Source organism: Gammaproteobacteria bacterium (assembly GCA_021647245.1).
In the GTDB taxonomy this organism is placed as follows: domain Bacteria; phylum Pseudomonadota; class Gammaproteobacteria; order RBG-16-57-12; family RBG-16-57-12; genus JAFLJP01.
In genome coordinates this window covers 1-23,033 of sequence record JAKIVC010000008.1, presented here as the reverse complement: position 1 = coordinate 23,033, position 23,033 = coordinate 1, and the positions used below count along the sequence as shown (strand labels likewise).

The following is a 23,033-nucleotide window of genomic DNA, read 5'->3' as shown; positions in this document are numbered from 1 at the left end:
AGGTTGTTGAAGAGATCACAGCCCGTTAACCACTCACTTCAACTTACTGAAAAGCAGCGTGCCATTGGTCCCACCGAAACCAAATGAGTTGGACATGACAACATCGATTTTCATCTCACGAGCCGTGTGTGGCACATAGTCCAGGTCACAGCCATCACTGGGGTCGTCGAGGTTAATGGTGGGCGGTGCCACTTGATCACGAATAGCCAGCACGCTGAAAACCCCCTCCATGCCACCCGCCGCACCCAGTGCGTGGCCAATCATCGATTTGGTCGAACTCACCGATAAGGTATGAGCATGATCGCCAAAGGCACCCTTAATCGCTTCTGTTTCTGCCGCATCACCTGCCGGTGTTGAGGTGCCATGTGCATTAATATAGTTCACTTGATCAGGGTTAATGCCGCCATTTCGCATTGCCGCCTGCATACAGCGTTTTGCCCCTTCGCCGCCTTTTGAGGGGAGTGTCATATGAAAGGCATCACCACTCATACCGTAACCTGTTAGCTCCGCATAGATGGTCGCACCGCGTGCTTTTGCATGCTCGTACTCTTCCAGCACTACCACGCCTGCGCCATCTGCCAGCACAAACCCATCACGCCCCTTATCCCACGGGCGGCTCGCCGCCTCCGGGTCATCATTGCGTGAGGAGAGTGCGCGTGCCGCTGCAAAACCTGCTAGGCCACAAGGTGAAGTGGCCATTTCTGCACCACCGGCAAGCATCACATCCGCATCACCGTATTCGATAATACGCCCCGCATCACCAATAGAGTGAGTACCGGTTGCACAAGCTGTCACCAACGCAATATTGGGGCCTTTCATGCCGTACATAATGGAGAGGTTACCCGAGATCATGTTGATAATATTACTGGGCACAAAGAAGGGGGATATTTTTCGCGGACCACCCTTTTCAAAGGCAATTCGCCCCTTCTCTATACCCGGCAGACCGCCAATACCCGAACCAATCGCCACACCAATTCGTTCCGCATTCTCTTCGGTCACTTCCAGTCCCGAGTCTGCAATGGCCTCTTTGGCGGCGGCAATCCCATAATGGATAAAGGGATCCATTTTGCGCGCCTCTTTTGCCGACATGTAGTTAGTCGCCTCAAAGCCCTTCACCGCGCCACCAAAACGAGTTGAAAACAGACTGACATCAAATTCGTTTAGCTCAGCAATGCCGCTTTTGCCCGCCAAAATATTACCCCAGGACTCTTTTACACTCAAACCAACCGGTGTAACCAAGCCTAAACCCGTTACTACAACACGACGTTTTGCCAATGGATTGCCCTCACACTTTAGCAGCGCAGATATAGAAGAGGCCGCAACCACAAAATGTGGGCGGCCTCCGGTAAGCGGTAAAAACTAATTAACCGTTAGAGTTAATGTAGTTCACAGCTTCTTTAACGGTGGTGATTTTTTCAGCACTTTCATCAGGAATTTCAGTTTCAAACTCCTCTTCCAGAGCCATTACCAGCTCCACAGTGTCCAGTGAATCAGCGCCAAGGTCATCTACGAAAGAAGCTTCCAGAGTCACTTCATCTTCTTTAACACCCAGTTGCTCAATAACGATCTTTTTGACGCGATCCTCAATAGTACTCATGATGAATGTTTCCTCTCGTATTTTTTATCATAGAATTCTTACGTGCGAGTATTTTAGTTTAAAGCACTGCGCGACGCCACAAAATTTGCAGCATCATAGCAGAAATTAACTCATGTACATACCACCATTAACATGAATCGTTTCACCTGTAATATAAGCAGCACCTTCTGAAGCAAGGAATACAACGGTCGCCGCAATCTCTTTTGTGGCACCAAGACGCGCCAGTGGAATCTGCGAAGTCAACGCGTTACGCTGCTCTTCCGGTAGCGCACGGGTCATGTCGGTATCAATAAAGCCGGGGGCAATCGCATTAACAGTAATGCCACGATTACCCACCTCGCGTGCCAAAGCTTTAGTAAAGCCAATCACCCCAGCCTTAGCCGCAGCATAATTAGTCTGTCCTGCATTACCCATCACACCCACTACCGAGGTAATATTGATGATTCGCCCTTGGCGCGCCTTCATCATCGGGCGCATACACGCCTTGCTCAAGCGGTAGATAGAGCTCAGGTTGGTATCGATAATCGAATTCCACTCATCATCTTTCATACGCATCAGCAGATTATCACGGGTAATTCCCGCATTATTAACCAGGATGGTCGGCATTCCAACTCCGCTTTTTAGCTGCGCGAAGAGTGCATCAATGGAGTCCTGATCAGTGACATTAAGCGCCAAACCAGAGCCTTTAATGCCCTTTTCCTGCAAATAATCAGTGATGCTTTGTGCGCCTGACTCCGAGGTTGCGGTGCCGATAACCGTTGCCCCTGCACTGCCCAGCTGCAGCGCAATCGCCTGACCAATACCACGACTTGCGCCAGTTACCAGCGCAATTTCATTTTCCAAGTTCATCAACTCTCTCCTTACTCTGCCAGTGCTTTCTGCAAAGACACCTGATCAAAAACAGCTTGCGCCGAAATTGTTTTATTAATGCGTTTGGTCAAACCAGCCAACACCTTACCAGGACCACACTCAACAAGGCGATCAACACCCTGATCTGCCATCACGTTAACCGACTCGACCCAGCGCACCGGCCTATAGAGCTGGCGTGCCAGCGCATCACGAATCGCCTGCGGATCATTCTCAGCTTTAACATCTACGTTATTAATAACCGGCAGGGTGGGCGCACTGAACACCATATCAGCCATTCGCAGGCGAAGTTGCTCCGCCGCCGGCTCCATCAAAGAGCAGTGCGAAGGTACGCTTACCGGCAGCAACAGAGCACGTTTTGCACCCGCCTGCTTGGCAAGCTCAATCGCACGCTCCACGGCGTTTTTTTGACCGGCAATCACCACCTGGCCCGGCGAGTTAAAGTTGACGGAGGAGACCACTTCATTATCTGCCGCCTGCTCACAAACCGCAATCACCGCCTCATCAGCCAAGCCAAGAATGGCTGCCATAGCACCCTCACCTGCCGGTACTGCCTGCTGCATTAATCGGCCACGCTCAGCCACCAATTGAATCGCCTCTTCAAAGTCGATAACCCCGGCACAAACCAGCGCGCTATATTCACCCAGGCTATGCCCTGCCATCACCACAGGTAGCTGCTCTGATTGTGATTGCCACACCCGCCAAGTTGCCACACCCGCTGCCAACATGGCGGGCTGCGTGGTTGCCGTTTGATTCAGCTTCTCAAGTGGCCCTTCTTGTACCACTTGCCACACGTCATAACCCAGCACCGCTGAGGCTTGGTTGAACGTTTCGTTAACAACAGGATGAAGTGCTGCCAGATCTGACAGCATACCGATAGATTGAGAGCCTTGCCCTGGAAAAACAAATGCTAGCGACATGATTTACCCTAAAATTTTATAAATTATTCGGATCAGTACTTAATGAGTGCCGAGCCCCAAGTAAAGCCACCACCAAAAGCCTCAAGCAGCAGTGTTTCACCGCGCTGAATACGCCCGTCACGCACGGCTACATTCAACGCCAGTGGTACCGATGCCGCTGAAGTGTTGCCGTGGGTCTGCACCGTGGTTACCACGCGATCCATCGACATGCGTAACTTTTTGGCTGTGGCTTTGATAATCCGTTCATTTGCCTGATGTGGCACTAGCCAATCAATATCGCCTTTATCCAGACCGTTCGCTGATAGTGTCTCATCAACAATCCGCCCCAAGGTATTCACTGCCATTTTGAACACTTCATTACCCTGCATCTGTATGCCGATTTTACCGGTTTTAAACTCAACATGCCGAAACGAAACACCGGCAGGAACCTGTAATAATTTACTGTATTGGCCATCGGCGTGAATATGTGTCGAGAGAATACCCTGCTCAGCACTGGCTTCAAGCACAACCGCACCGGCCCCATCACCAAATAGTACACAAGTAGTACGGTCACTCCAGTCAACAATTCTTGACATCGTTTCAGCGCCCACCACCAACACACGTTTACAGGCAGCTGTTTTAATAAATTTATCGGCCACGGAGAGACCATAAATAAAGCCCGTACAGACCGCCTGAACATCAAAAGCCGGACATCCATGAATACCGAGGCGTTGCTGAAGCAGGCAAGCGGTACTCGGGAAAACCTGATCTGGCGTGGTGGTTGCCACAATGATCATATCGATACTATCGACTGGGATACCCGCCGCATCAATCGCCTGGCGTGCCGCCTGCTCTGCCAAATCACAGGTACTCTGGTCATCCGCTGCAATGTGTCGCTGCTTGATTCCGGTGCGCTCTACAATCCAGTCATCAGTGGTATCAACTATCTTTTCCAGATCCTGATTGGTCATCACACGCTCAGGCAGATAGCCACCCGTGCCGATTATACGAGAATTAATCATTGCTTCTCCTGTCCCCGGGAATGAATCACTTCAAGCTGCTCACGGATGCGCACCGGCACATCCATCTCTACCTCTCTGGCCGCTTCGTGAATTGCATTATTATACGAAGGGAGATCCGCCCCACCGTGACTTTTCACCACGATACCGCGCAGCCCAACAAAACTGGCACCATTGTAGCGACCCGGATCTATTTTATTGCGAAAGGCTTTCATTACTGGCATCGCAACTAGCGCGGCCATTTTTGTGAAAATATTTTTATTAAAGGCACTTTTAAGGTAATGCCCCACCATTTTGGCCACACCTTCCGTGGTTTTTAACGAAACATTACCGACAAAGCCATCACAAACCACCACATCAGCCTCACCCTTGAATATTCCATCACCTTCAATATAGCCAATGTAGTTCAAATCGCTTTCTGCCAATAGCTGGGAGGCTTCTTTCACTTGCTCATTGCCTTTAATCTCCTCCTCACCAATATTAAGCAGAGCAACCGTTGGTTTCTCTACACCATCAACCGCGCTCACTAACGCCGAGCCCATCACTGCAAATTCAAATAGATTTTTTGCCGATGAGTCGACATTGGCACCCAGATCCAAAACATGGGTGTGGCCTTTGATGGTTGGCAATGATGAGATAATCGCTGGGCGGTCAATTCCGGGGAGCATTTTTAAAACAAAGCGAGCAGTCGCCATCAGCGCACCGGTATTGCCCGCGCTAACACACGCCTGCGCCTTACCCTCTTTTACTAGGTTGATTGCGACGCGCATTGAGGAGTCTTTTTTGCTGCGCATCGCCACCGACGGCAGCTCACACATAGCAACCTGCTGTGAAGCATGATGAATTGAGAGGCGCTCTGACTGCTCCATTCCATAGTTGGAAAGCTCGCCCTTGAGTTCATCTTCCAGCCCCACAAGAATCAGACGCAAACGAGTATTGTCTTTAATCGCCTGTATGGAGGCAGGGACCGTCACCGAGGGGCCATGATCCCCACCCATTGCATCAATCGCAATCGTTACAAAATCTCTCATCGAGTCTTATTCACCAAATTACCGGGGCGCATAAACAAAAGCGACCCCCACCAGCCAAATGGCCGGTGGAGGTCACTCCATCTTTACAGGTTGTGCCTCGCAGCACAAAAAGCAATTACTCGCCTTTACCTGAAACGATCTTACGGCCCTTGTAGAAGCCATCAGGTGTAACATGGTGACGCAGGTGGGTTTCACCCGTGCTCTGATCAATCGACAGCGTAGGGCCGGATAGAGCATCATGTGAACGACGCATTCCGCGCTTGGAAGGGGTCTTTTTATTCTGTTGTACGGCCATCAGGCGTCTCCTTAAAAATCAGTGTTTCTCTTTCAATGCAGCCAAAGCAGCAAAAGGACTTTTCTTCTCTTCCTGAAAATCATCCTTTGCAGTGTATTCATCCAGATCAATACACGTCTCTTTCAATTCATGCCGTGGCGCGATCGGCAAGGAAAGTATCAACTCATCTTCAACCAGCTCCGACAACGAAACGGGCTCATCACTTTCAAGTAGCAGTGGTTCATACTGCCCAGGCAAATTCTTGGCCTGTTTGCTGTTTTTCACCAACCCGACGCTAACAGTGGCAACCACTTCGACAGGCATCGGCTTCAGGCAGCGCTCGCACTTCATGGTGACGGGGGCAGTAATGGTACCCCGCATAACCCGAAAGCCCAGTGGATCTGAACCAAAATGCAGCGATACCGCCGCATCACCGGTCGATTTAATTACCAGCTCAGCCAGTCGCTGCATGCTACCCAACGACACCTTACGCTCAACCATGGACTCGTTATTTGCGAGTGCAAACGGGTCTATATATGTTAATGACGGCTCGGGCATGGCGCGCATAATAACGGCGCAACACCAATATGTCAAAGGGAATTAGACCCCCTACTCTTCGGATAGAAACAGGCATACCGCTTAAGCTCTCGATAGCGTGATCGCTGTTGACTTCTTTTACCATTTTACGTAGAACTCTAGGGAAGCTTTGAAACAACAACCAACGATGCCAGGTGGACCACATCTTGATTAAAAAGATCCTCATTGCAAACCGAGGGGAGATCGCTGTGCGTATCGCCCGCGCCTGCGCCGAAATGGGCATCACCTCTGTCGCCATCTATGCCGATGCTGATCGTAATGCACTCCACGTCAAAAAAGCCGACGAAGCCTACAGTCTGGGACCAGACACCGTGGCGGGCTACCTTAACGCACACCGCATCGTCAATCTAGCGGTTGCCACCAGCTGTGATGCGATCCACCCAGGGTACGGCTTCCTTTCGGAAAACCCACTACTCGCCGAAGCCTGCGCCAAACGCGGCATTAAATTCATCGGCCCCTGCGCCAAGGTTATCCGCAGCATGGGGGATAAAACCCAGGCGCGCAAATCAATGGTTGCCGCTGGCGTACCCGTCACTCCGGGATCTGAGGGCAACTTAGCTGATTTGGATGAAGCCATTGAACTGGCTAAAAAAATTGGTTACCCCATTATGCTGAAAGCCACCTCAGGCGGCGGTGGTCGCGGCATTCGTCGTTGTGATAATGAAGCTGAACTCAATCGCAACTATGACCGCGTCATATCCGAAGCGGTAAAAGCCTTTGGCAGTGCTGAAGTCTTCATGGAGAAGTGTGTCGTCAATCCGCGCCACATCGAAGTACAGATATTGGCAGACGGCCACGGCAATGCGATCCACCTGTATGAACGAGACTGCTCCATTCAGCGCCGCCATCAAAAACTAATCGAAATCGCCCCCTCACCTCAGCTCAACGACGAACAGCGCGACCACATCGGTAATTTAGCCGTTCTTGCTGCCAGGCAGGTGAACTATGAAAATGCGGGTACCGTCGAGTTCCTACTTGATGAAAATGACGATTTCTACTTCATGGAGATGAACACCCGCCTACAGGTAGAACACACTATATCTGAGCAGATTACCGGCGTTGATATCGTGCAGGAACAGATTCGCATCGCCTCCGGCCTCAAGTTGCGTTATACACAGGAGCAGATACAGCGCCGTGGCTTTGCCATGGAGTTCCGTATTAATGCGGAAGACCCGCAAAATGACTTCCTGCCCAGCTTTGGTCGCATCACACGTTATTTTGCTCCCGGTGGCCCGGGTGTCCGCACCGACAGCGCCATCTATACCGGCTATGACATACCGCCCTACTACGACTCGATGTGCGCCAAGCTGATTGTCTGGGCACTCGACTGGGACGACCTACTAAATAGAGCCGAACGCGCACTGAATGACATTGGGGTATATGGCATTAAAACCACCATCCCCTACCAGCTTGCCATCGTCCGCTCCGCTGAATTTCAAAATGCCAAATTTGATACCAGCTTTGTCGAATCCCACCCCGAATTAATTAACTATTCGGTGCGCCGCTCGCCACAACATGAAGCGGCCATTATTGCCGCTGCCGTTGCCGCGCACCTCGGCTTATAATAACAGTAGCCACTACTCAGCGTGTTTAGGTCTCCCCTCAAGTCGAGGCATTTTTGAACACAAAGAGGGAACATATAGGCCATATGTGACCCATTAAGTACAAAAATAACCAAGCATTAAGATAGAAGATGAGTAGTGACGAATAATATTGAATGCGCCCCAGAGAGAGAGGAACAGACTATGAGCCGTGTCAACATCACTGACACCATCCTGCGAGATGCCCATCAATCGCTGATCGCCACCCGTATGCGTACCGAAGATATGCTGCCGATTTGCGAAAAACTCGACCAAATTGGTTACTGGTCTCTGGAAGTTTGGGGCGGAGCCACCTTTGATGCCTGCATTCGATTCCTAAAGGAGGATCCGTGGGAACGCCTGCGCCAACTGAAAGAGGCGCTGCCCAACACCCGATTGCAAATGCTACTGCGTGGACAAAATCTGCTCGGTTATCGTCACTACGCTGACGATGTGGTGCAGGCTTTTGTTAAACAGGCCGCCAAGAGTGGCATTGATGTTTTCCGTATCTTTGATGCCATGAATGACTTGCGCAATCTACAAACCGCTGTCGATGCGGTTAAAAACAGTGGCAAGCATGCACAAGGCACCCTCGCCTACACCACGAGCCCGGTACACACCATCAAACAATTTGTTCGTGATGCCAAAAAACTGCAAACCATGGGCTGCGACAGCATCGCTATTAAAGATATGGCTGGACTGCTGACACCCTATATTACCGAACAACTCGTCACCGCACTGGTCAACGAACTCACCATCCCGGTACACCTGCATAGCCACTCAACCTCTGGCCTGGCCAGCATGTGCCACCTCAAAGCCATCGAGAGTGGCTGCCGGCATATCGACACCGCCATCTCCGCCTTTTCATCAGGCACCAGCCACCCACCTACAGAGAGCATGGTCGCCGCATTGCGTGGCTCCCCTTACGACAGCGAACTCAATCTGGAGGCACTACAGGAGATCGGCTGCTACTTTTACGAAGTACGCAAAAAATATCACCAGTTTGAGAGTGAGTTCACTAGCATGGATACCCGGGTTCAAGTGAACCAAGTACCTGGCGGCATGACCTCCAATCTATCCAATCAACTGAAAGAGCAAAATGCGCTCAACCGCATGAGTGAGGTTTTGAGCGAAATCCCCAAAGTGCGTGAAGACCTAGGCTTTCCACCGCTGGTCACCCCAACCTCACAGATTGTTGGCACCCAGGCAGTACTCAACGTACTCACCGGCAAGCGCTACAGCAGCATCACAAACGAAGTAAAACTCTACCTGCAAGGAAAATATGGCACACCGCCCGGCACCGTAAACAGCATGGTGCGCCAACAAGCAATCGGCAACGAAATTGTTATCGACTGCCGACCTGCCGACCTGTTAAAAGCAGAAATGAAAAACCTCAAACAGCAAGTGGGTGATCTGGCAGAATCAGCAGAAGATATACTCACCTTCGCCATGTTTCCTGAAGTGGGTAGAGAGTTCCTGGAACAACGCAAGGCAGGCACTCTGACACCAGAGCCACTTGAACCCCCCATCTCAGCCCAGGCATCTGGCATCAAAAGCGCGCCCACCGAGATGACCGTCACCCTGCATGGCGAGGATTACCACGTCAAAATCACCGGTAGCGGACACAAAAACCAGCAAGCGCGCCCCTTCTATATCACCGTAGACGGCATGCCTGAAGAGATCATTGTAGAGACACTGGAGGAGATTACCCTTTCAGATGATGGCTCCATGACCACACCACGCTCCAGCGGCAGCAAACGCCCCCGCGCCACTGAACCTGGCCACGTCACCACCTCCATGCCCGGCACCGTGGTCGAGGTTCTAGTGAAAGAGGGTGATGAAGTAAAAGCAGGTGACCCACTACTGGTCGCAGAAGCGATGAAAATGGAGACCGAGATACAAGCACCCATTGATGGCACCATTAAAGCCATCAACGTAGCCAAGGGTGAAACAGTCAACCCGGATGAAATATTAATCGAAATTGAAAAATAACGTGCAACCACTGATACTCGCCTCTACCTCACCGTTTCGGCGCGAACTGTTGGGCAAGCTCGGCTTGCCCTTCCAGTGCGCTTCACCCGATATTGACGAATCCCGCCACACAGATGAGCAGCCAGCGGCGTTAGTCGCCCGCCTCGCCGAGCAGAAAGCCAAAGCCGTTGCCAACAACCACCCCAATAGCCTAATCATCGGCTCAGACCAAGTCGCAATACTCAACAAACAGATCCTTGGCAAACCAGGCAACCACACCCGAGCAACTCAGCAACTACAACAAGCATCCGGAAAAATCATCACTTTTCTCACCGGCTTAAGCCTCTACAACACAACAAGTCACACCCTGCAAACAGATGTCGTGCCCTACACTGTCTATTTTCGTAAATTAACAAACGAGCAAATAGAGAGCTACCTACAAAAGGAGCAACCTTATAACTGTGCAGGCAGCTTCAAATCCGAAGGACTAGGCATCAGCCTATTTCAAAAGCTACAAGGTGATGATCCCAACACCCTTATCGGCCTACCCCTCATCAGGCTGATCCGCATGCTGAACAAAGAAGGGGTTGAGGTTATTTAAAGCACCTCTGAGCAAGTCTGGTTAAATTTTAGACTGGGGAAATAAGAGTTAGCAGACATAAAAAAACCAGCAATTTGCTGGTTTTTTTTATTTTATATAGTGCGCTCGGCAGAATTCGAACCTGCGACCCCCTGGTTCGTAGTTAAGGGAACAGGAATCCACGCACATCCAACAAAAGACAATCAACCCACCACATTCAACAACTTACAGAAAAAACCGCCCTTTAACCTTCCAACAACATCCTCTAGAATCCTAGTTAAGCCACCCCACCCATATCAATTGGAGCGTTTTATGGGCAAATTAACGGTAAAGGAATTAGAAGCACTCACCCCGGATGATATCGGCCGCAAGTTATTTGATGGTAATGGGCTGTATGGGCGGGTGCGAGTACAGAAAACCGGCCTTGTAGTAACTTTTGAATACTGTTTTAAGCTTAATGGCAAAGAGCGGACAACCTCTAGTGGCAAATGGCCTGCCAAAATGCTGAAGAAAATAAGGGATGGCGTTAAGTCTTAGCCTATTGGATCACCTATCATACCCATGTTGTGAATTATGAGGATTATCACTAATGACCATGCACAACCCACCCCCACCCCATCCCGGTTAATTCATCAAAGAAAAGTCACTCGGGCGAACACCAGAAAGCTGGCTAGCCATGAAAGATGCCTACAACCTATGGCATGCAAAAAAGCGTGTAGATTTGAACGGGGTCGAAAGGCTGAAAGTGGATACTTAGCAAGGGTGACCACCACACATGAAAGCATTAATCTATTGACGCGAGCGTCTATATTTACTACCTTTAGTAGCAACACACCCGCCAAGCCTAGGTTAACTTCGGTTTTCAAGCTCAAATCGTGCGGGGTTTTTTATGTCTGGAGAAAACAGGTTTGAAGCCATTCGATAAAACCCCGCTATCCATACCAGAACAACTCCAGCTACTAAAAGATCGCGGCCTTAGTATCAATGATCAAATGTGTCGCTACCTCGTGATTACTTTATGGCGTCCCTGCCATAAAGTGACTCGCCTACGCGACAACTGATTCCTTTTGCCCCGACCGTCCTGCGTCCATCACGGCTCCGTACAACATCGTTCCTCGTTGCACTACTCCATGACTCCCTCAATGACTCTACGCCCACTAAAGCCGCTGCTGCATCTTCTTCGCAACTCGTTCCTCGCACTACGAATATGCAGACGGCGTGGGCTATCGGCGACTAATCGCCCTCGCTTCGCTCTCCATGGCGATCAGCGGTCGAAGAAGGACAAGAAAGAGATCAAGGCCTTAAAGCAAGATCTTGTTCGCAAAGAGAAAGCACTGGCGGAGGCAGCGGCACTGCTGATATTGCGAAAAAAGTTCAATGCCCTCTGGGAGGAAAACGAGGCGAGTTAACGCCTCTTCCAGAGCGGCAAAAGATAGTGAAGTGGATTGCTGAGGCGGTTCAATCCGGTGCAAGAAAAGACCGGGCGTGTGACACCGTAGGGCTGTCCACACGCACGATCCAGCGCTGGCAAGGGGAAGGTGGCGAAGTTAAGGCCGACCAACGCCCTCAAGCCAAGCACCCTGTGCCCGCGAACAAACTCTCCGAGGCCGAGCGCAGTCAGGTTGTCGAAGTGTGTAATCGACCAGAATACGCCAGCTTGCCGCCAAGTCAGATCGTGCCCAAGCTGGCCGACCAAGGTGAATACATTGCTTCGGAATCGAGCTTTTACCGGATATTGAACGATGCTGAGCAATTGCACCACCGAGGACGAAGCAAAGCGGCGAGAGGTCGGAAGGCGCCCACCACACACACCGCTAATGAAGTCTGGACCTGGGATATCAGTTACCTGCCGACGCCTGTGCGAGGGCTGTTCTACTACCTCTATCTGATCGTCGACATCTACAGTCGCAAGATCGTTGGCTGGGAGGTTCATGAGAGCGAGACAGGTGAGCTGGCGGCCGAACTGATGCAACGGGCTGTCTTGGCGGAGCAGTGTTTTAGAGAGCCTCTGGTACTGCACTCGGATAACGGCGCACCGATGAAGAGCCACACCTTGCAGAATAAGCTGGCTGACCTGGGGATCACCGCCTCGCACAGTCGACCCCGGGTGAGCAACGACAACCCCTATTCGGAGTCGCTGTTTAGAACCCTGAAATACTGTCCTCAGTGGCCTAAAGATGGGTTTGCCACACTGGAGGAGGCCCGAGTATGGGTGGGTAGCTTTGTCAGTTGGTATAACGATGAACACTGTCACAGCAGCATCAAGTTTGTGACACCGGCGCAACGCCACCGGGGAGAAGACAAGGCGGTACTCAAAAAACGCGATAATGCCTACGAACTGGCCAAAGCCAAACATCCAGAACGGTGGTCTGGCAAGACGCGGAACTGGAACCCCGAAGGTGCGGTGACATTGAACCCAGAAAAAAAGAAACCAAAAGAAGCCGCGTAACTAAAAAAGGCGACAACTACCTTGAAAAACACCGAACGTTATCGGCCGCCGGTTATGTTAGCGGGAAATAGAGGTTAATTATTGAGTAACTGTCCATATGAGGTTGACACCTTCCGCCCCAGTATAGCTGGGGTTTGCCCGGTTGAATTAGGAAAGGTTCATTTTTTCAACTTATCAAACCATGTTTTTGTTAACAATAATCTCAAGATAAGTGTTTCATCCGTCACGTCATTTGAAGGCATATATTTGACTGCAGTGGACTTAATCAAACGATATATTAGTGGAAATCGTCTTAATAAAGCCTTCATCTTACTTGCGAATGACACGGAAGGAGTCTGCTCTATTCTATCGGAAAACATCATATCTAGCTTGCTATTTAAATTATTTATATTCAAAAAACCATAAAACTCATTGCTATCCTCAAGCAAATGATGTCTAAGGTACTTTTGCAGATTTACATCTCGTTGAAAGATATCAGACCAGCTTTCTAAGCTACTACTACTCGCGAACGGTATAGAGTATAAATCTGGAAACATCGTCTCCAATGTTTTCTTATACAACTGTTTATCAAGCCTGTACTTTCTCGGTACAGTGGCGATGAAGTCTAGTATTCTTTTATCCAACCATGGATTTTGTAATTCCAAAACGCCCATCTTATAATAGCTTGATCTATTTAGATAATTAAACAATCGCTGATTAAAGTAATAATAATCTTTACGGTCTAAAAAATCTGATTCTGGGCATTTACTCACAATATCATCCACAACGGCATCGTAGCTCATGATATACGAATCAAGTTCTTCTGGATTAAGGAGTCCCTTGAGCGATGATAATCTTCTAAGTTTATTAATGGCCACCCTCCCTAATGCCTCATCATCATTATTTGCCTCGCCACCGAAACCAAAGCACTCATCACCCCGCATCATAAATAAGCCACCCAATTCACTACGAATTCTCTTCATAATCATTAACTCTTGGCTGTGTATTGCTGGGTCATCTGTCAAGTTGTCGGTAACGTATTGCATTTCCTCAAAAGAAGAAATTAATTGCCCTGGTCTGCGCTCAAGAAAAAAGTGTTGGCAATTAAGCTTTTCAGCAATCATACGCCCTATATACGCATCTGAACCCACCGTTACCTCATCTGTCCCCCAGGAGACCGTTTTAATCTTCTCTTCCGTTAATTCCCTGATACACCCCAATATTCCTCGTGAATCATAACCACCACTAATAGGGATAATGGTATTATTTACATCTGTAAACCTGTCCGCCACCGCTTGTCTCAAAAGTGTAGACAATCTATCTATATAATAATCTTCACCTCGATCTTCCTCGACTTCAAATCGATGACTATGATAGCTTTCAATTGAGGTGGCGTTCTTTTCGATGCGAAAAATACTACCGGGTAAAAGTGCCTTTATATTGGAAAAATATGTTTGGTCATTGAGCACATGCCCATTTACAAGAAATGAAATAACTGCACTCTTATCAACTTCTGAGCTTATGAAAGGTAACCCATATATAGCCTTTACCTCTGGTGAAATAAAAATACGCTCCCCCTTTATTGAGAAAAACAAGGGGCGTGAGGCATAATGATCATTAAAAATCAATGAAATATTATCTTTTAAGTTTTCAATAAAAATCAAAAAAGACCCATTTAAACCATCAACAAAGCTCTCTCCTTGGCTAAAGTACATGTCTAGCAAGTGTTGCGCTATAGCCTCTCCATCACCTAGCTGTGAAAACCTTCCACCATAAAACTCACCGTAGTACGCCAAACTGATTTTTCTATCACTACAGTACGTAGTCGCACATAATGCACTACATATCCCCGGATTTATTACTGCGATACTTGTCCCAGGGGCAGTATGAACGTGCTGCTCGTGATGATATTCGTTATGCAGCAACTGACTAGACATAGAAGATATGTCAAAATCATTTTCAGCACATGAATCCTTGCTTATACATCCTACAATACCTGGCATAGCTGACCACCTTAGATTAAATACCTTAGAACCTTGCTTTGAGTGTTTTGCCACCTCGCGATTACATTCATGGCATCTCTGCCAAAAAGTAACTAGCCTGCGCGATAACCGACTCCTTTTGCACCCCTACCATCTTGCACCCATCATAACTCCTACAACATAATTCCGAAACGTGTCAACCTCATATGGACAGTTATTCAGTAATTAACCTCTGTTTCCCACTGACATAACCAGCAGCCGACAGGGTTGGGATATCCCACAATCGCTGATCACTGCATTGTCATGCTCTTCAATGGAGATAGGGTTGGTTGCAACGAATTCAGGGGGCATTTTCACCTTCGGCGGCCCTTGAACAAATCGCTCAGGATTACGTTTAAAACGCTCGTTTATCCCCCCGCTGCCACAAGCCGTAAGGGTCTGAAAAATAAACCGTTGCATCTAATGCTTTCGCGACTTCTTCATGGTAGGCAAACTCTTTTCTGCTGTCTGTTGTGATGACATGTATCGCGCCCTTAAACGGTTATAGTAACTCAATCGTTGCTGCTGTGACGGCAGTCGCTGACTTATCATCAATGCGCTTTGAAGCGGTAAACCTTGTCACTAACGCCCCATTGCGCCCCTCTCCAATCACAAGGTCTATTTTCCAGTCGCCCTCACGCTCTTTTTATCAACAATACCTAGGCGCTCTGTTCAAGTTATGAGCTTATTTGTTTGAATCAAATTTTTAATGGGCTCTATTTATCAAACAGCACTTTGTGATAGCTAGCCATCATTTTCTGTAGACTAAATTTTTCCACTACGCTCTGCCTAGCTAAACCAGACATTTTTTTTCGTAATTCTAATGATTCAACTAGCATGTATAGATTATCTGCAAACGCCTTGCTATCACCAGCAGCAGAAAGAAAGCCATTTCCATTATATATAACCTCTGAAATACCCCCTACGTTTGTTGCAACACAGGGCACCCCAGAGCTCATCGCCTCAAGTATAACCATAGGCAGGCCTTCTGTTTTTGAAGACAGCAAAAAAACATCCAAGTTATTTAAAATGTATGGGATATCCTCTCGCACGCCTAAAAAACGGATAAACTCTCGCACTCCCAATTCTCGAGAAAGACTTTCTATTTCATCACGCAAATCACCATCGCCCACCATGACAAGAGCAACTGGTCTTGTCAGCTCCATATCTATCAAAATCTTAAGAGCATGCACCATCATTCCAAGGTCTTTGGCTGGATGAAAGCGACCAACAAAACCTAGTAACACTGCATTATCATCAACATTTATCGACCGTTTAAATTCAAAATCTTTCTCCTTGATGGTAAACTTATCAACATCAACACCATTATGTATAATCTTTATTTTATCGCTACAAACACCCAAATCATTGGTGAAATAATCCATTAAACCGCTGTGAATAACTGTTAGCATGTCGGCCTTCATCGAATACTTATAGGCAAGCATTTCAAGTCTTTTATTATTTCCTGTGAGATAATTCGAGTGCTCAGTAACTATCATACGCTTTACACCAGCCAGCTTTGCAGGCCAATAACAAAGCCTAAACATGGACAGATGATGTACATGTAAAACATTAATTTTTTTACGTCTGAACAGCAAATAAAGGAAAAAAAGAACCTGATACTTCGATCGTTTTTCCATATTTGCAGCGTAACAGCTGATATCTCTTTCCTCGAGAAAATCACTTAGTGGCCCCTTGCCTGTATGCGTAGCACAGAGTGAGACATTGCAACCTGATGCCTTAAGTTGCTCCGAAATCAAAGCAGCAACGCGCTCTGAACCAGCTAATTCAAAGCCGTATATAACTTCCATTACATTAAGGTTTTTCGACACTTCCATCGTAAGAGATTACCTTTGCTAGTTCATGCTATGTACTGAGAGGCTTTTGTGCGAGGGGGTGGGCGGATAAAAAAGGCTAAGATACGGCTGATTTTCGTTGGAAATTTTGTGGATAGCTAGCTATTTCCTGCTTTTTCCACCTCAATCAGTCAACTTTTATCTCTTTTTTTCGCGTACCTCTCGTGCAAAGGCCTCATTGAATATTAACGAAATACGTATTACAGCATCCGTGAGAAATCAATTAACTAAACTTGACCTTAAATATGAGGCCGGCAGATTCGACCTCGAAGCGCATAACCGCCAAAGCTGCAATGGCAGTTACATGTGCCGCCATTAATTTTGCTGAATCCTTATACCCTAGCTTTTTTCTAGGCCGACCATTAAGCCATAATAACAGCAGATACTTTTTTTCGAATTTTTTTGCTTGGCCGATACTACTGCAGCAGGCAGTTGGTGCGGCCATTTACTCTTAGCGGTTTGAAGCTACAAGGGTCGGCAGAGTCAACAACTTGTGCGCGCAGTACAGCGATGTTTGTCAAGGTGGTTGTCCAGCGATCTGCTGATTTTCCTCTAATTCCAGGCTCTTTTTTACCCTAATTTTCTGGGTTCAACCACACTTCACTGACGGCGGCCCAATTTCGGGTTTCTCGACTCCAGTGTTCCGGGTTCCGTTGCTTTGCCGCTTCATAGACCGCTTTCCGCTTAGCCAATATCGTCAGCTCTTCGCCGTTGTGACGTTGGGCTGGAGTGATGAATTGGATTCCACTGTTTCATTGTACCAACCGACAAAATGATGGCCCCATGCTCTTGCAGACATCAGGCTTTCAAATGGCTTTGATGGATATGCGGGCGTGTATTTCAGTGCTCTAAACAGGCTCTCTGAGTAGGGCTTGTCTTGCGCACTTACTCACAAACCCTCTATTTTCGCTCTAAAGGCTTTATCAGTGAAGTTGTAGTCAATGCCGACCCTTAATACATTATATGGATCAACTTTCACCTGGTTGATACCCCCATATGCAGACAAACACCCCGTATATCCCTGTTTTTTAACCTCTTCAAGGATGTCTGGGGTAATGTCATTTTTCTTCCCAAAAGGGTACGCAAAAATCATTTCACTTAAGCTTAGTCTATCTTCTAGGTCTTCTTTAGATTTTATCAACTCAGCAATCACAAGGTCTTTGTCATCTTTAGCACAGTTGATATGACTCACTGTGTGAGAGCCAATAGTAAAATCAAGTTGGTGCATTTGTTCGACTTGCTCCCAGGTCATATTAGGAAGGGCGCGGTTAATCTTTTCAATGTCATGTGCAAAGCCATTGTCAGTGCCGACGATACCTGTGCTTACAAAAAAAGCAGCGGGTATTTGGTGCTTTAGCAGTATAGGCATGGCATTTTTATAATTATCTAAATAGCCATCATCAAATGTTACTGCAACCAATGGCTGGGAGGTGTAACCAGGAAGGTTATCATTAATGATGTCTTCTATAGAGATAACAGGGTAGCATCGCTTAATAATTTCCATTTGCCTGTCAAATTGACCTACTCCTACCGTTACAGAATCACGAAAATTATCATCTACACGGTGATAAAGCAGGACAACCACTTTTTGTTTTTGGTTCATTAGAGTTAGTTTTTTTCGTAATAGGCTGAATACATGAATGTGTAATGTAAAAAGCCCCTGTTTCGCAAAATACCGAAAAAATGGAGAATTATTTTTTGTGGGTAGCTTCTTTTCTAGGGTATTTTTTTGTTTCAGCGTAGGTTTGAAGTATGTTTGCCCACCCTTTTGTTGGGGGGGCCAAACATCCCTTCCTGCTGAAATCAGCCCGACAGCCTCCTCCAGCATAGAGACACCAAGTTCATCAAGCTGTATTTGCAAGCCTTTTACAGTTGAGTATTTGGATATAGGCATTACACTTTCGAGTAGAATGTCACCTGTATCTAACCCTTTTTCAATTTTATGAATGGTGCAGCCAACCTCCTTTTCATTATTCCATAATTCCCAAAAAGCTGGAGGCATTCCTCTGTAATACGGAACCTTGCCTTTATGCAAGTTTATGGTTCCTAGCGTTGGAATAGCAAATATTGATACTTTTAAAATTGGCGAAGACAAAGAGATACCCAAGGTAGGCTTGAATGATTGAACCTTTCTCAGAACCTCCTTCGAGTGTATGTCCCTACAGGAAATATACTGAATGTTAGGTGTTGATTTTATCCTTTCCCATGAATACTGAAGGCCAGGTGTTTTAGGTGAAGTGGTGAATTTACTTGGGTATTTTTGGAGTAGTTTTGTTGATATATTTTCAACCTGGTATGGAATCCATCTCCAACCATTTTTAAGCATGTTTCGCCACTGGCTTTTTAAAAGTTGGGGTACACTTTTTTTTGATGATTGGTGGACAATAAGGATCTGAGCATTTGGATAGGCTACGTGGATAGCGTGTATTCCCCTTCTGACTGAATAAGAAAGGCTTCCCACAAAAAAACTAATCTTTTTCATTACTAGCATACACCTCTTTACAGTCTCTTACGTCTTATTCTTCAAGATAAAGGCATCCAGTAATTACCAGGAACCCATTGGGTAACGCTCTCTAAGGGTTTAAGTAAGTGCCCCAAGGTATCCACTTAGTCGCAACTGCACTTTTTCCTTCAGGTAATCAGTACACTCGATGCTAAACATTGCCAGTCAAGTCACGAAGAGAAATGGAGGTGCTTGCTAGTCCACCGCTTGATCCAATGGCTAAACTACCAGCATTTGGCAATAACCCAGCCATTTCTCTCCTGTTGCGCAACAAGCCTTTGTAGGTCTCTTCTTTTTCAATATCAACGCTATGACGCTGAGTTTTCCACAGTAACATATTTTTTATTATCATTTCAGGCTATGTAGTTCATAGCCTGCGTAATTGCAAGAAAAGCATAGTCCCCCAATCCCCAGATAGAAACCTCTAAACTGCAGAAAGCCTTGGCTGTATAATGGTTAGCAACGAAACACACCATCACCCAATGGGTGTACAGCTCAAGGCTTATGATGATTCTACCCTGCAAACTTGATATCACAAACGACTTACTCACATCCCGTGCCGGCTTATTAGCCACGGTCCAGTTAATGGGCTCTCTCAATCTCGCCGAGCGTATTGACCATCACTTTCCGCTGCCCAAAAGTAATCGTGGGTATAAGCCTTCTGAATTCATCAAAACCTTCATCTTGATGCAGCACGAAGGTAGCTTTCATCTGGATGGCATTCGCCACCTTCAGGAGGATGAAGCATTACGCACCGTACTGGGCCTCAAAACACTCCCCCAAGCGACCACTCTTGGTGATTGGCTAAGGCGAATGAGCAGCCAGCCGAAAACCCAGGATGCTTGGGTAAAGGTCAACAAAGCCCTGCTACAATCCGCCTTACACCGCCGCAAAAAAGTGACACTGGATATTGATGCCACAGAACTGATTGCCAATAAAGCGGGCGCGCAGTGGACCTACAACAAAAACAAAGGCTTTATGCCCATGGTCGGGCATATTGCACAAACCGGACAGATTGTGGCGATCGACTTTCGCCAAGGCAATGTCGCACCGGCGAAGGACAATCTTGCATTTATCCAGCAATGCCAACAGTCGTTACCCGAGGGGTGCGTCCTGGATGCACTGCGTATTGATGCGGCGGGCTATCAAACGAAAATCATCGAGTACTGTGATGAGCACGGCATCGACTATGCGATTTGCGCCAAAACCAGCGCGGCCATACGCGCACAGATTGAAGCTGCAAGTGATTCAGACTGGCAGCTGTTGAGCGATAAGAATGGTGCAGCGATAAGCGGCCAAGAGAGCTACCGCACACGCTTCTATATCGGAGATTATGAGAAAGCCTTCACCCTTGTTATTCAGCGAAAAGCCCTTAAAGGGCAAGCGGATCTGGATCTGGATTCGCAAGAGAGCTCAGAAGGCATCAGCCTGGGCGGTTATCTTTACCGTGCGATTGCCACCAACCGAGATGAACTGAGCGATAGCCAAGTTATCCATTGGTACAACCAACGCGCAGAGGAGAGCGAGAATCGCATCAAGGAACTAAAACTGGATTTTGGCGGTGATACGCTCCCTTGCTCGGACTTCAAAGCCGATGCACTGTACTTTTTAATCACCGCACTCTCCTATAACTTGTTTGCCCTGATGCGCCAGTTGTTGCCAGCAGCGCTGGCTAGCCATCGTGCAATCACTCTGCGCTGGCGCTTGTATGCCATGGCGGCCAAAGTGGTTAAGAGCGGACGGCAATTATTTGTAAAACTAAAGGAAAAACATCGAACACTACTGGAGCAAGTGCTGGTCGCCCTGAAGGCGTTTGAGCCGCCACCCATTTAAAGAAACTTGCGACACAAATGACGGTTTAGACAGGAGAGTTTTGTCCAAAATGCCCCATGGCGTGCTAAACAGGCACCGAAGAACTGCTTTTGACTAAACTCCTCAGTCATATACACGGTGATGAGCAAGAAATGGCCAGCAATAAGCGTTGAAAGAGGGAGATAGTGGTTCTTAGAGGTCGGAGGGAGTCCTATCTGGGGATTTGGGCTACACTCTTGTCTTGACTATGGGGCCACTTCAAAGTCCCTTCACTCCGCCATTTAACATACTCAAAACTCCAACGATAATTTTGGTTAAATTGTTTGCCAGCAAACCTGATGTCAGCTTGAGACAAGCTAACTCCACCTTCCCAAATCAAGTCGCCTCTCTCCAGGTATTTAGGATCACCAAAGTGTTTGAACAGCCAAGCATAGGCTGGAACAATCAGTAGGTTCAACCCTGGCGCAGGCCGAGACCCTGCAGGCGAACAATCACAATCTTCATACCTGAAGGCGCCATAGCCAGTACCACCTAAGTCGCCCCAAGTAGAGTAGCTCCGGCCGCTTAGATCAGGTATCCACATTGTCTTGCCCGTATTAGGCCCTTTTGTAACACGAGCAGACCACAAGAAATCAGCAGCAGTCCTAAGGGCGTTAGGAATAGTGTTATCAGGATTTGCACCGCGCTCAACTTCCCACTCATAGTAACTGATCAGTGCTTCTGCTGTTAAAGCAAACATAAAAGGTGAAAAACGATGTTTGCTTGTATCTGGATTGCCACGTTCACCTGTTGTCCATTCGTTGATATGGCTCAATGCCATAGCAATAAAAAGCGGTACGCGATCTTGATTTCTCGCATGACCCGCACGCTCGGCAAGAACATGCGCGCCAATAGCATAGGCTATTTCACGCGAAAGATCCTGCCAGTGCCACATGTAGGCCGCGTCGAATTGCTCAGGATTGGAGTACGCTGGTGCATCACGGATTAGCGGGATGCCTGCTGCGGATATGGGGTCGCCAGTTCTGACAAAGTCCATATATATTCCATGTGGAAATCGGCGATAACCAGGCATGGTATAATCTGGGCGAGCGTAGAAATCTCGATAGATCTCTTCTGCGCGCTGTGCGTAAGTATTCCATGGCTCATCTTGTCCAGTATAATCTGCAATTTGAAAGAAAATACGCTGGGAATCGTAATAGGTGGTGTTGCTGATTGCCCACTTCATGTTGATGTCGGGGTTCATCAGATATTGGCCCCATTTATTCCCGGCTACGGTCATGCTTTCTTCCCATTTCGCCAACATGAAAAGTTGTGGCCACCCAGGGTTTGTATTGTTGGATTTTATCATTTTTTTGTCACCATGATTTTTATGGTGCTGAGCTACAGGGTGATGGCTATTAGATTGCTTAGCACCCTGATACTCACCAAAAGTGATGCCATACGCAGAAGCATTTAAAAAAAAGCACCATAACACTACGCGGGATTTCAATGAAAATAGTTTTATGTATGGATACATTGGACATCCTCCTCCATCACAAGTTGCGCACTAGGTGAAATACAAGCTCCACTTACGGGGTTTTCAAGACCTATCTTCGTCTTAAACGCTGCCGTGTGTACCTTGCGATTTTTCTGGCTCTATGTGAAATAGAATGGGTAATTGAACTTTAGTTTTCCACAAAGAAAATAAACCATATTGATAAAGTTATCAATATTGCGATAGCCTCTTGCTCGACGTTTGGCGAGCTGAACCTTGCTGTTGATGCCTTCAAGAATTCCGTTGGTAATACGGCTTTCAACAAAATGAATAATCCCGCTCCAATGTGCTTTGACCGTCCTGGAGAACTTCTTAAAAGCAGGTATTTTTGCAGCCTCTACTTCGCCGCACCACTGCGCCAGAAAAGCCTCTGCTGTTTGTTTGTCTGGCATGCCCCAAAGATCGTTAAAAAGCTCTTTTAAACGATAGGCTTTTCCTAACGTAGGATAGAGGGTGATCATTTC

The 23,033-nt window shown here is 47.5% G+C and carries 21 protein-coding genes and 1 pseudogene; 7 read left to right on the top strand and 15 right to left on the bottom strand.

Annotated elements, in window-relative coordinates; all coding sequences use genetic code 11:
- Positions 1 to 33 precede the first annotated feature (33 nt).
- The 8 genes from fabF to L3J94_03605 all read right to left on the bottom strand — a co-directional run bounded on the left by fabF (position 34) and on the right by L3J94_03605 (position 6,188).
- Positions 34 to 1,275, bottom strand: a complete 1,242-nt coding sequence (gene fabF / locus L3J94_03640) for a beta-ketoacyl-ACP synthase II (protein ID MCF6217847.1) — start codon at positions 1,273 to 1,275, stop codon at positions 34 to 36.
- An 88-nt stretch (positions 1,276 to 1,363) separates the two neighbouring features.
- Complete coding sequence (gene acpP / locus L3J94_03635) at positions 1,364 to 1,597, bottom strand: acyl carrier protein (protein MCF6217846.1); 234 nt, start codon at positions 1,595 to 1,597, stop codon at positions 1,364 to 1,366.
- A gap of 105 nt (positions 1,598 to 1,702) precedes the next feature.
- Positions 1,703 to 2,446, bottom strand: coding sequence for a 3-oxoacyl-ACP reductase FabG (fabG, locus tag L3J94_03630; protein MCF6217845.1), 744 nt, complete (start codon positions 2,444 to 2,446; stop codon positions 1,703 to 1,705).
- Positions 2,447 to 2,457: 11 nt separating this feature from the next.
- Positions 2,458 to 3,387 carry an ACP S-malonyltransferase gene (fabD, locus tag L3J94_03625; protein ID MCF6217844.1) on the bottom strand — a complete coding sequence of 310 codons (930 nt, stop codon included), beginning with the start codon at positions 3,385 to 3,387 and terminating at the stop codon, positions 2,458 to 2,460.
- A 29-nt stretch (positions 3,388 to 3,416) separates the two neighbouring features.
- A complete protein-coding gene (locus L3J94_03620; GenBank protein ID MCF6217843.1) occupies positions 3,417 to 4,385 on the bottom strand; it encodes a ketoacyl-ACP synthase III in 969 nt (322 codons plus the stop codon).
- Entirely contained in the window at positions 4,382 to 5,413 is a 1,032-nt protein-coding gene (gene plsX / locus L3J94_03615; protein ID MCF6217842.1) for a phosphate acyltransferase PlsX, read from the bottom strand. Before plsX ends, L3J94_03620 begins: the two co-directional genes overlap by 4 nt.
- 115 nt (positions 5,414 to 5,528) lie before the next feature.
- Positions 5,529 to 5,708, bottom strand: coding sequence for a 50S ribosomal protein L32 (gene rpmF, locus L3J94_03610; GenBank protein ID MCF6217841.1), 180 nt, complete (start codon positions 5,706 to 5,708; stop codon positions 5,529 to 5,531).
- Positions 5,709 to 5,726: 18 nt separating this feature from the next.
- Complete coding sequence (locus L3J94_03605) at positions 5,727 to 6,188, bottom strand: YceD family protein (GenBank protein MCF6217840.1); 462 nt, start codon at positions 6,186 to 6,188, stop codon at positions 5,727 to 5,729.
- 242 nt (positions 6,189 to 6,430) lie between these two features.
- Between L3J94_03605 and L3J94_03600 the strand changes: the two genes are divergently transcribed.
- The 6 genes and pseudogenes from L3J94_03600 (at position 6,431) to L3J94_03575 (ending at position 12,864) form a co-directional block, all read left to right on the top strand.
- Positions 6,431 to 7,849 (top strand): acetyl-CoA carboxylase biotin carboxylase subunit, encoded by a 1,419-nt coding sequence (locus tag L3J94_03600; protein MCF6217839.1) that lies wholly within the window; start codon positions 6,431 to 6,433, stop codon positions 7,847 to 7,849.
- Between the two features lie 180 nt (positions 7,850 to 8,029).
- A complete protein-coding gene (gene oadA, locus L3J94_03595) occupies positions 8,030 to 9,856 on the top strand; it encodes a sodium-extruding oxaloacetate decarboxylase subunit alpha (GenBank protein MCF6217838.1) in 1,827 nt (608 codons plus the stop codon).
- A gap of 1 nt (position 9,857) precedes the next feature.
- Entirely contained in the window at positions 9,858 to 10,436 is a 579-nt protein-coding gene (locus L3J94_03590) for a Maf-like protein (protein ID MCF6217837.1), read from the top strand.
- Positions 10,437 to 10,727: 291 nt separating this feature from the next.
- Positions 10,728 to 10,952: an Arm DNA-binding domain-containing protein gene (locus tag L3J94_03585; protein MCF6217836.1), complete on the top strand. Its 225-nt coding sequence runs from the start codon at positions 10,728 to 10,730 to the stop codon at positions 10,950 to 10,952.
- 94 nt (positions 10,953 to 11,046) lie between these two features.
- A complete protein-coding gene (locus L3J94_03580) occupies positions 11,047 to 11,172 on the top strand; it encodes a HigA protein (antitoxin to HigB) (protein MCF6217835.1) in 126 nt (41 codons plus the stop codon).
- Positions 11,173 to 11,683: 511 nt separating this feature from the next.
- A pseudogene (locus L3J94_03575) lies at positions 11,684 to 12,864 on the top strand (IS3 family transposase).
- Positions 12,865 to 13,022: 158 nt separating this feature from the next.
- Here L3J94_03575 and L3J94_03570 read toward each other — a convergent pair.
- From L3J94_03570 to L3J94_03550, 5 genes are all read right to left on the bottom strand, one after another.
- On the bottom strand, positions 13,023 to 14,846 hold the full coding sequence (locus L3J94_03570) for an asparagine synthetase B family protein (protein MCF6217834.1): 1,824 nt from the start codon (positions 14,844 to 14,846) through the stop codon (positions 13,023 to 13,025).
- A 734-nt stretch (positions 14,847 to 15,580) separates the two neighbouring features.
- On the bottom strand, positions 15,581 to 16,702 hold the full coding sequence (locus L3J94_03565; GenBank protein MCF6217833.1) for a glycosyltransferase: 1,122 nt from the start codon (positions 16,700 to 16,702) through the stop codon (positions 15,581 to 15,583).
- Positions 16,703 to 16,943: 241 nt separating this feature from the next.
- Positions 16,944 to 17,165 (bottom strand): hypothetical protein, encoded by a 222-nt coding sequence (locus L3J94_03560; GenBank protein MCF6217832.1) that lies wholly within the window; start codon positions 17,163 to 17,165, stop codon positions 16,944 to 16,946.
- Between the two features lie 444 nt (positions 17,166 to 17,609).
- Entirely contained in the window at positions 17,610 to 19,202 is a 1,593-nt protein-coding gene (locus L3J94_03555; GenBank protein ID MCF6217831.1) for a polysaccharide deacetylase family protein, read from the bottom strand.
- Between the two features lie 172 nt (positions 19,203 to 19,374).
- Positions 19,375 to 19,560, bottom strand: a complete 186-nt coding sequence (locus L3J94_03550; GenBank protein MCF6217830.1) for a hypothetical protein — start codon at positions 19,558 to 19,560, stop codon at positions 19,375 to 19,377.
- A gap of 170 nt (positions 19,561 to 19,730) precedes the next feature.
- On the opposite strand from L3J94_03550, the gene L3J94_03545 reads away from it, so the two are divergent.
- Complete coding sequence (locus L3J94_03545) at positions 19,731 to 21,056, top strand: IS1380 family transposase (GenBank protein MCF6217829.1); 1,326 nt, start codon at positions 19,731 to 19,733, stop codon at positions 21,054 to 21,056.
- A 190-nt stretch (positions 21,057 to 21,246) separates the two neighbouring features.
- On the opposite strand, the gene L3J94_03540 is transcribed toward L3J94_03545, so the two are convergent.
- Both L3J94_03540 and L3J94_03535 read right to left on the bottom strand, forming a co-directional pair.
- Positions 21,247 to 22,551 carry a glycoside hydrolase family 76 protein gene (locus tag L3J94_03540; GenBank protein ID MCF6217828.1) on the bottom strand — a complete coding sequence of 435 codons (1,305 nt, stop codon included), beginning with the start codon at positions 22,549 to 22,551 and terminating at the stop codon, positions 21,247 to 21,249.
- A 119-nt stretch (positions 22,552 to 22,670) separates the two neighbouring features.
- Positions 22,671 to 23,033 (bottom strand): transposase (locus L3J94_03535; protein ID MCF6217827.1); only part of this gene is annotated, 363 nt, incomplete at its 5' end.

Excerpts from the sequence above, each read along its gene's own strand:
- acpP (MCF6217846.1), bottom strand. The coding sequence starts at position 1,597 with ATGAGTACTATTGAGGATCGCGTCAAAAAGATCGTTATTGAGCAACTG.
- fabG (MCF6217845.1), bottom strand. The coding sequence starts at position 2,446 with ATGAACTTGGAAAATGAAATTGCGCTGGTAACTGGCGCAAGTCGTGGT.
- L3J94_03620 (MCF6217843.1), bottom strand. The coding sequence starts at position 4,385 with ATGATTAATTCTCGTATAATCGGCACGGGTGGCTATCTGCCTGAGCGT.
- plsX (MCF6217842.1), bottom strand. The coding sequence starts at position 5,413 with ATGAGAGATTTTGTAACGATTGCGATTGATGCAATGGGTGGGGATCAT.
- rpmF (MCF6217841.1), bottom strand. The coding sequence starts at position 5,708 with ATGGCCGTACAACAGAATAAAAAGACCCCTTCCAAGCGCGGAATGCGT.
- L3J94_03605 (MCF6217840.1), bottom strand. The coding sequence starts at position 6,188 with ATGGTTGAGCGTAAGGTGTCGTTGGGTAGCATGCAGCGACTGGCTGAG.
- oadA (MCF6217838.1), top strand. The coding sequence starts at position 8,030 with ATGAGCCGTGTCAACATCACTGACACCATCCTGCGAGATGCCCATCAA.
- L3J94_03585 (MCF6217836.1), top strand. The coding sequence starts at position 10,728 with ATGGGCAAATTAACGGTAAAGGAATTAGAAGCACTCACCCCGGATGAT.
- L3J94_03570 (MCF6217834.1), bottom strand. The coding sequence starts at position 14,846 with ATGCCAGGTATTGTAGGATGTATAAGCAAGGATTCATGTGCTGAAAAT.
- L3J94_03565 (MCF6217833.1), bottom strand. The coding sequence starts at position 16,702 with ATGGAAGTGTCGAAAAACCTTAATGTAATGGAAGTTATATACGGCTTT.
- L3J94_03560 (MCF6217832.1), bottom strand. The coding sequence starts at position 17,165 with ATGGCCGCACCAACTGCCTGCTGCAGTAGTATCGGCCAAGCAAAAAAA.
- L3J94_03555 (MCF6217831.1), bottom strand. The coding sequence starts at position 19,202 with ATGAAAAAGATTAGTTTTTTTGTGGGAAGCCTTTCTTATTCAGTCAGA.
- L3J94_03550 (MCF6217830.1), bottom strand. The coding sequence starts at position 19,560 with ATGTTACTGTGGAAAACTCAGCGTCATAGCGTTGATATTGAAAAAGAA.
- L3J94_03545 (MCF6217829.1), top strand. The coding sequence starts at position 19,731 with ATGATTCTACCCTGCAAACTTGATATCACAAACGACTTACTCACATCC.
- L3J94_03540 (MCF6217828.1), bottom strand. The coding sequence starts at position 22,551 with ATGTATCCATACATAAAACTATTTTCATTGAAATCCCGCGTAGTGTTA.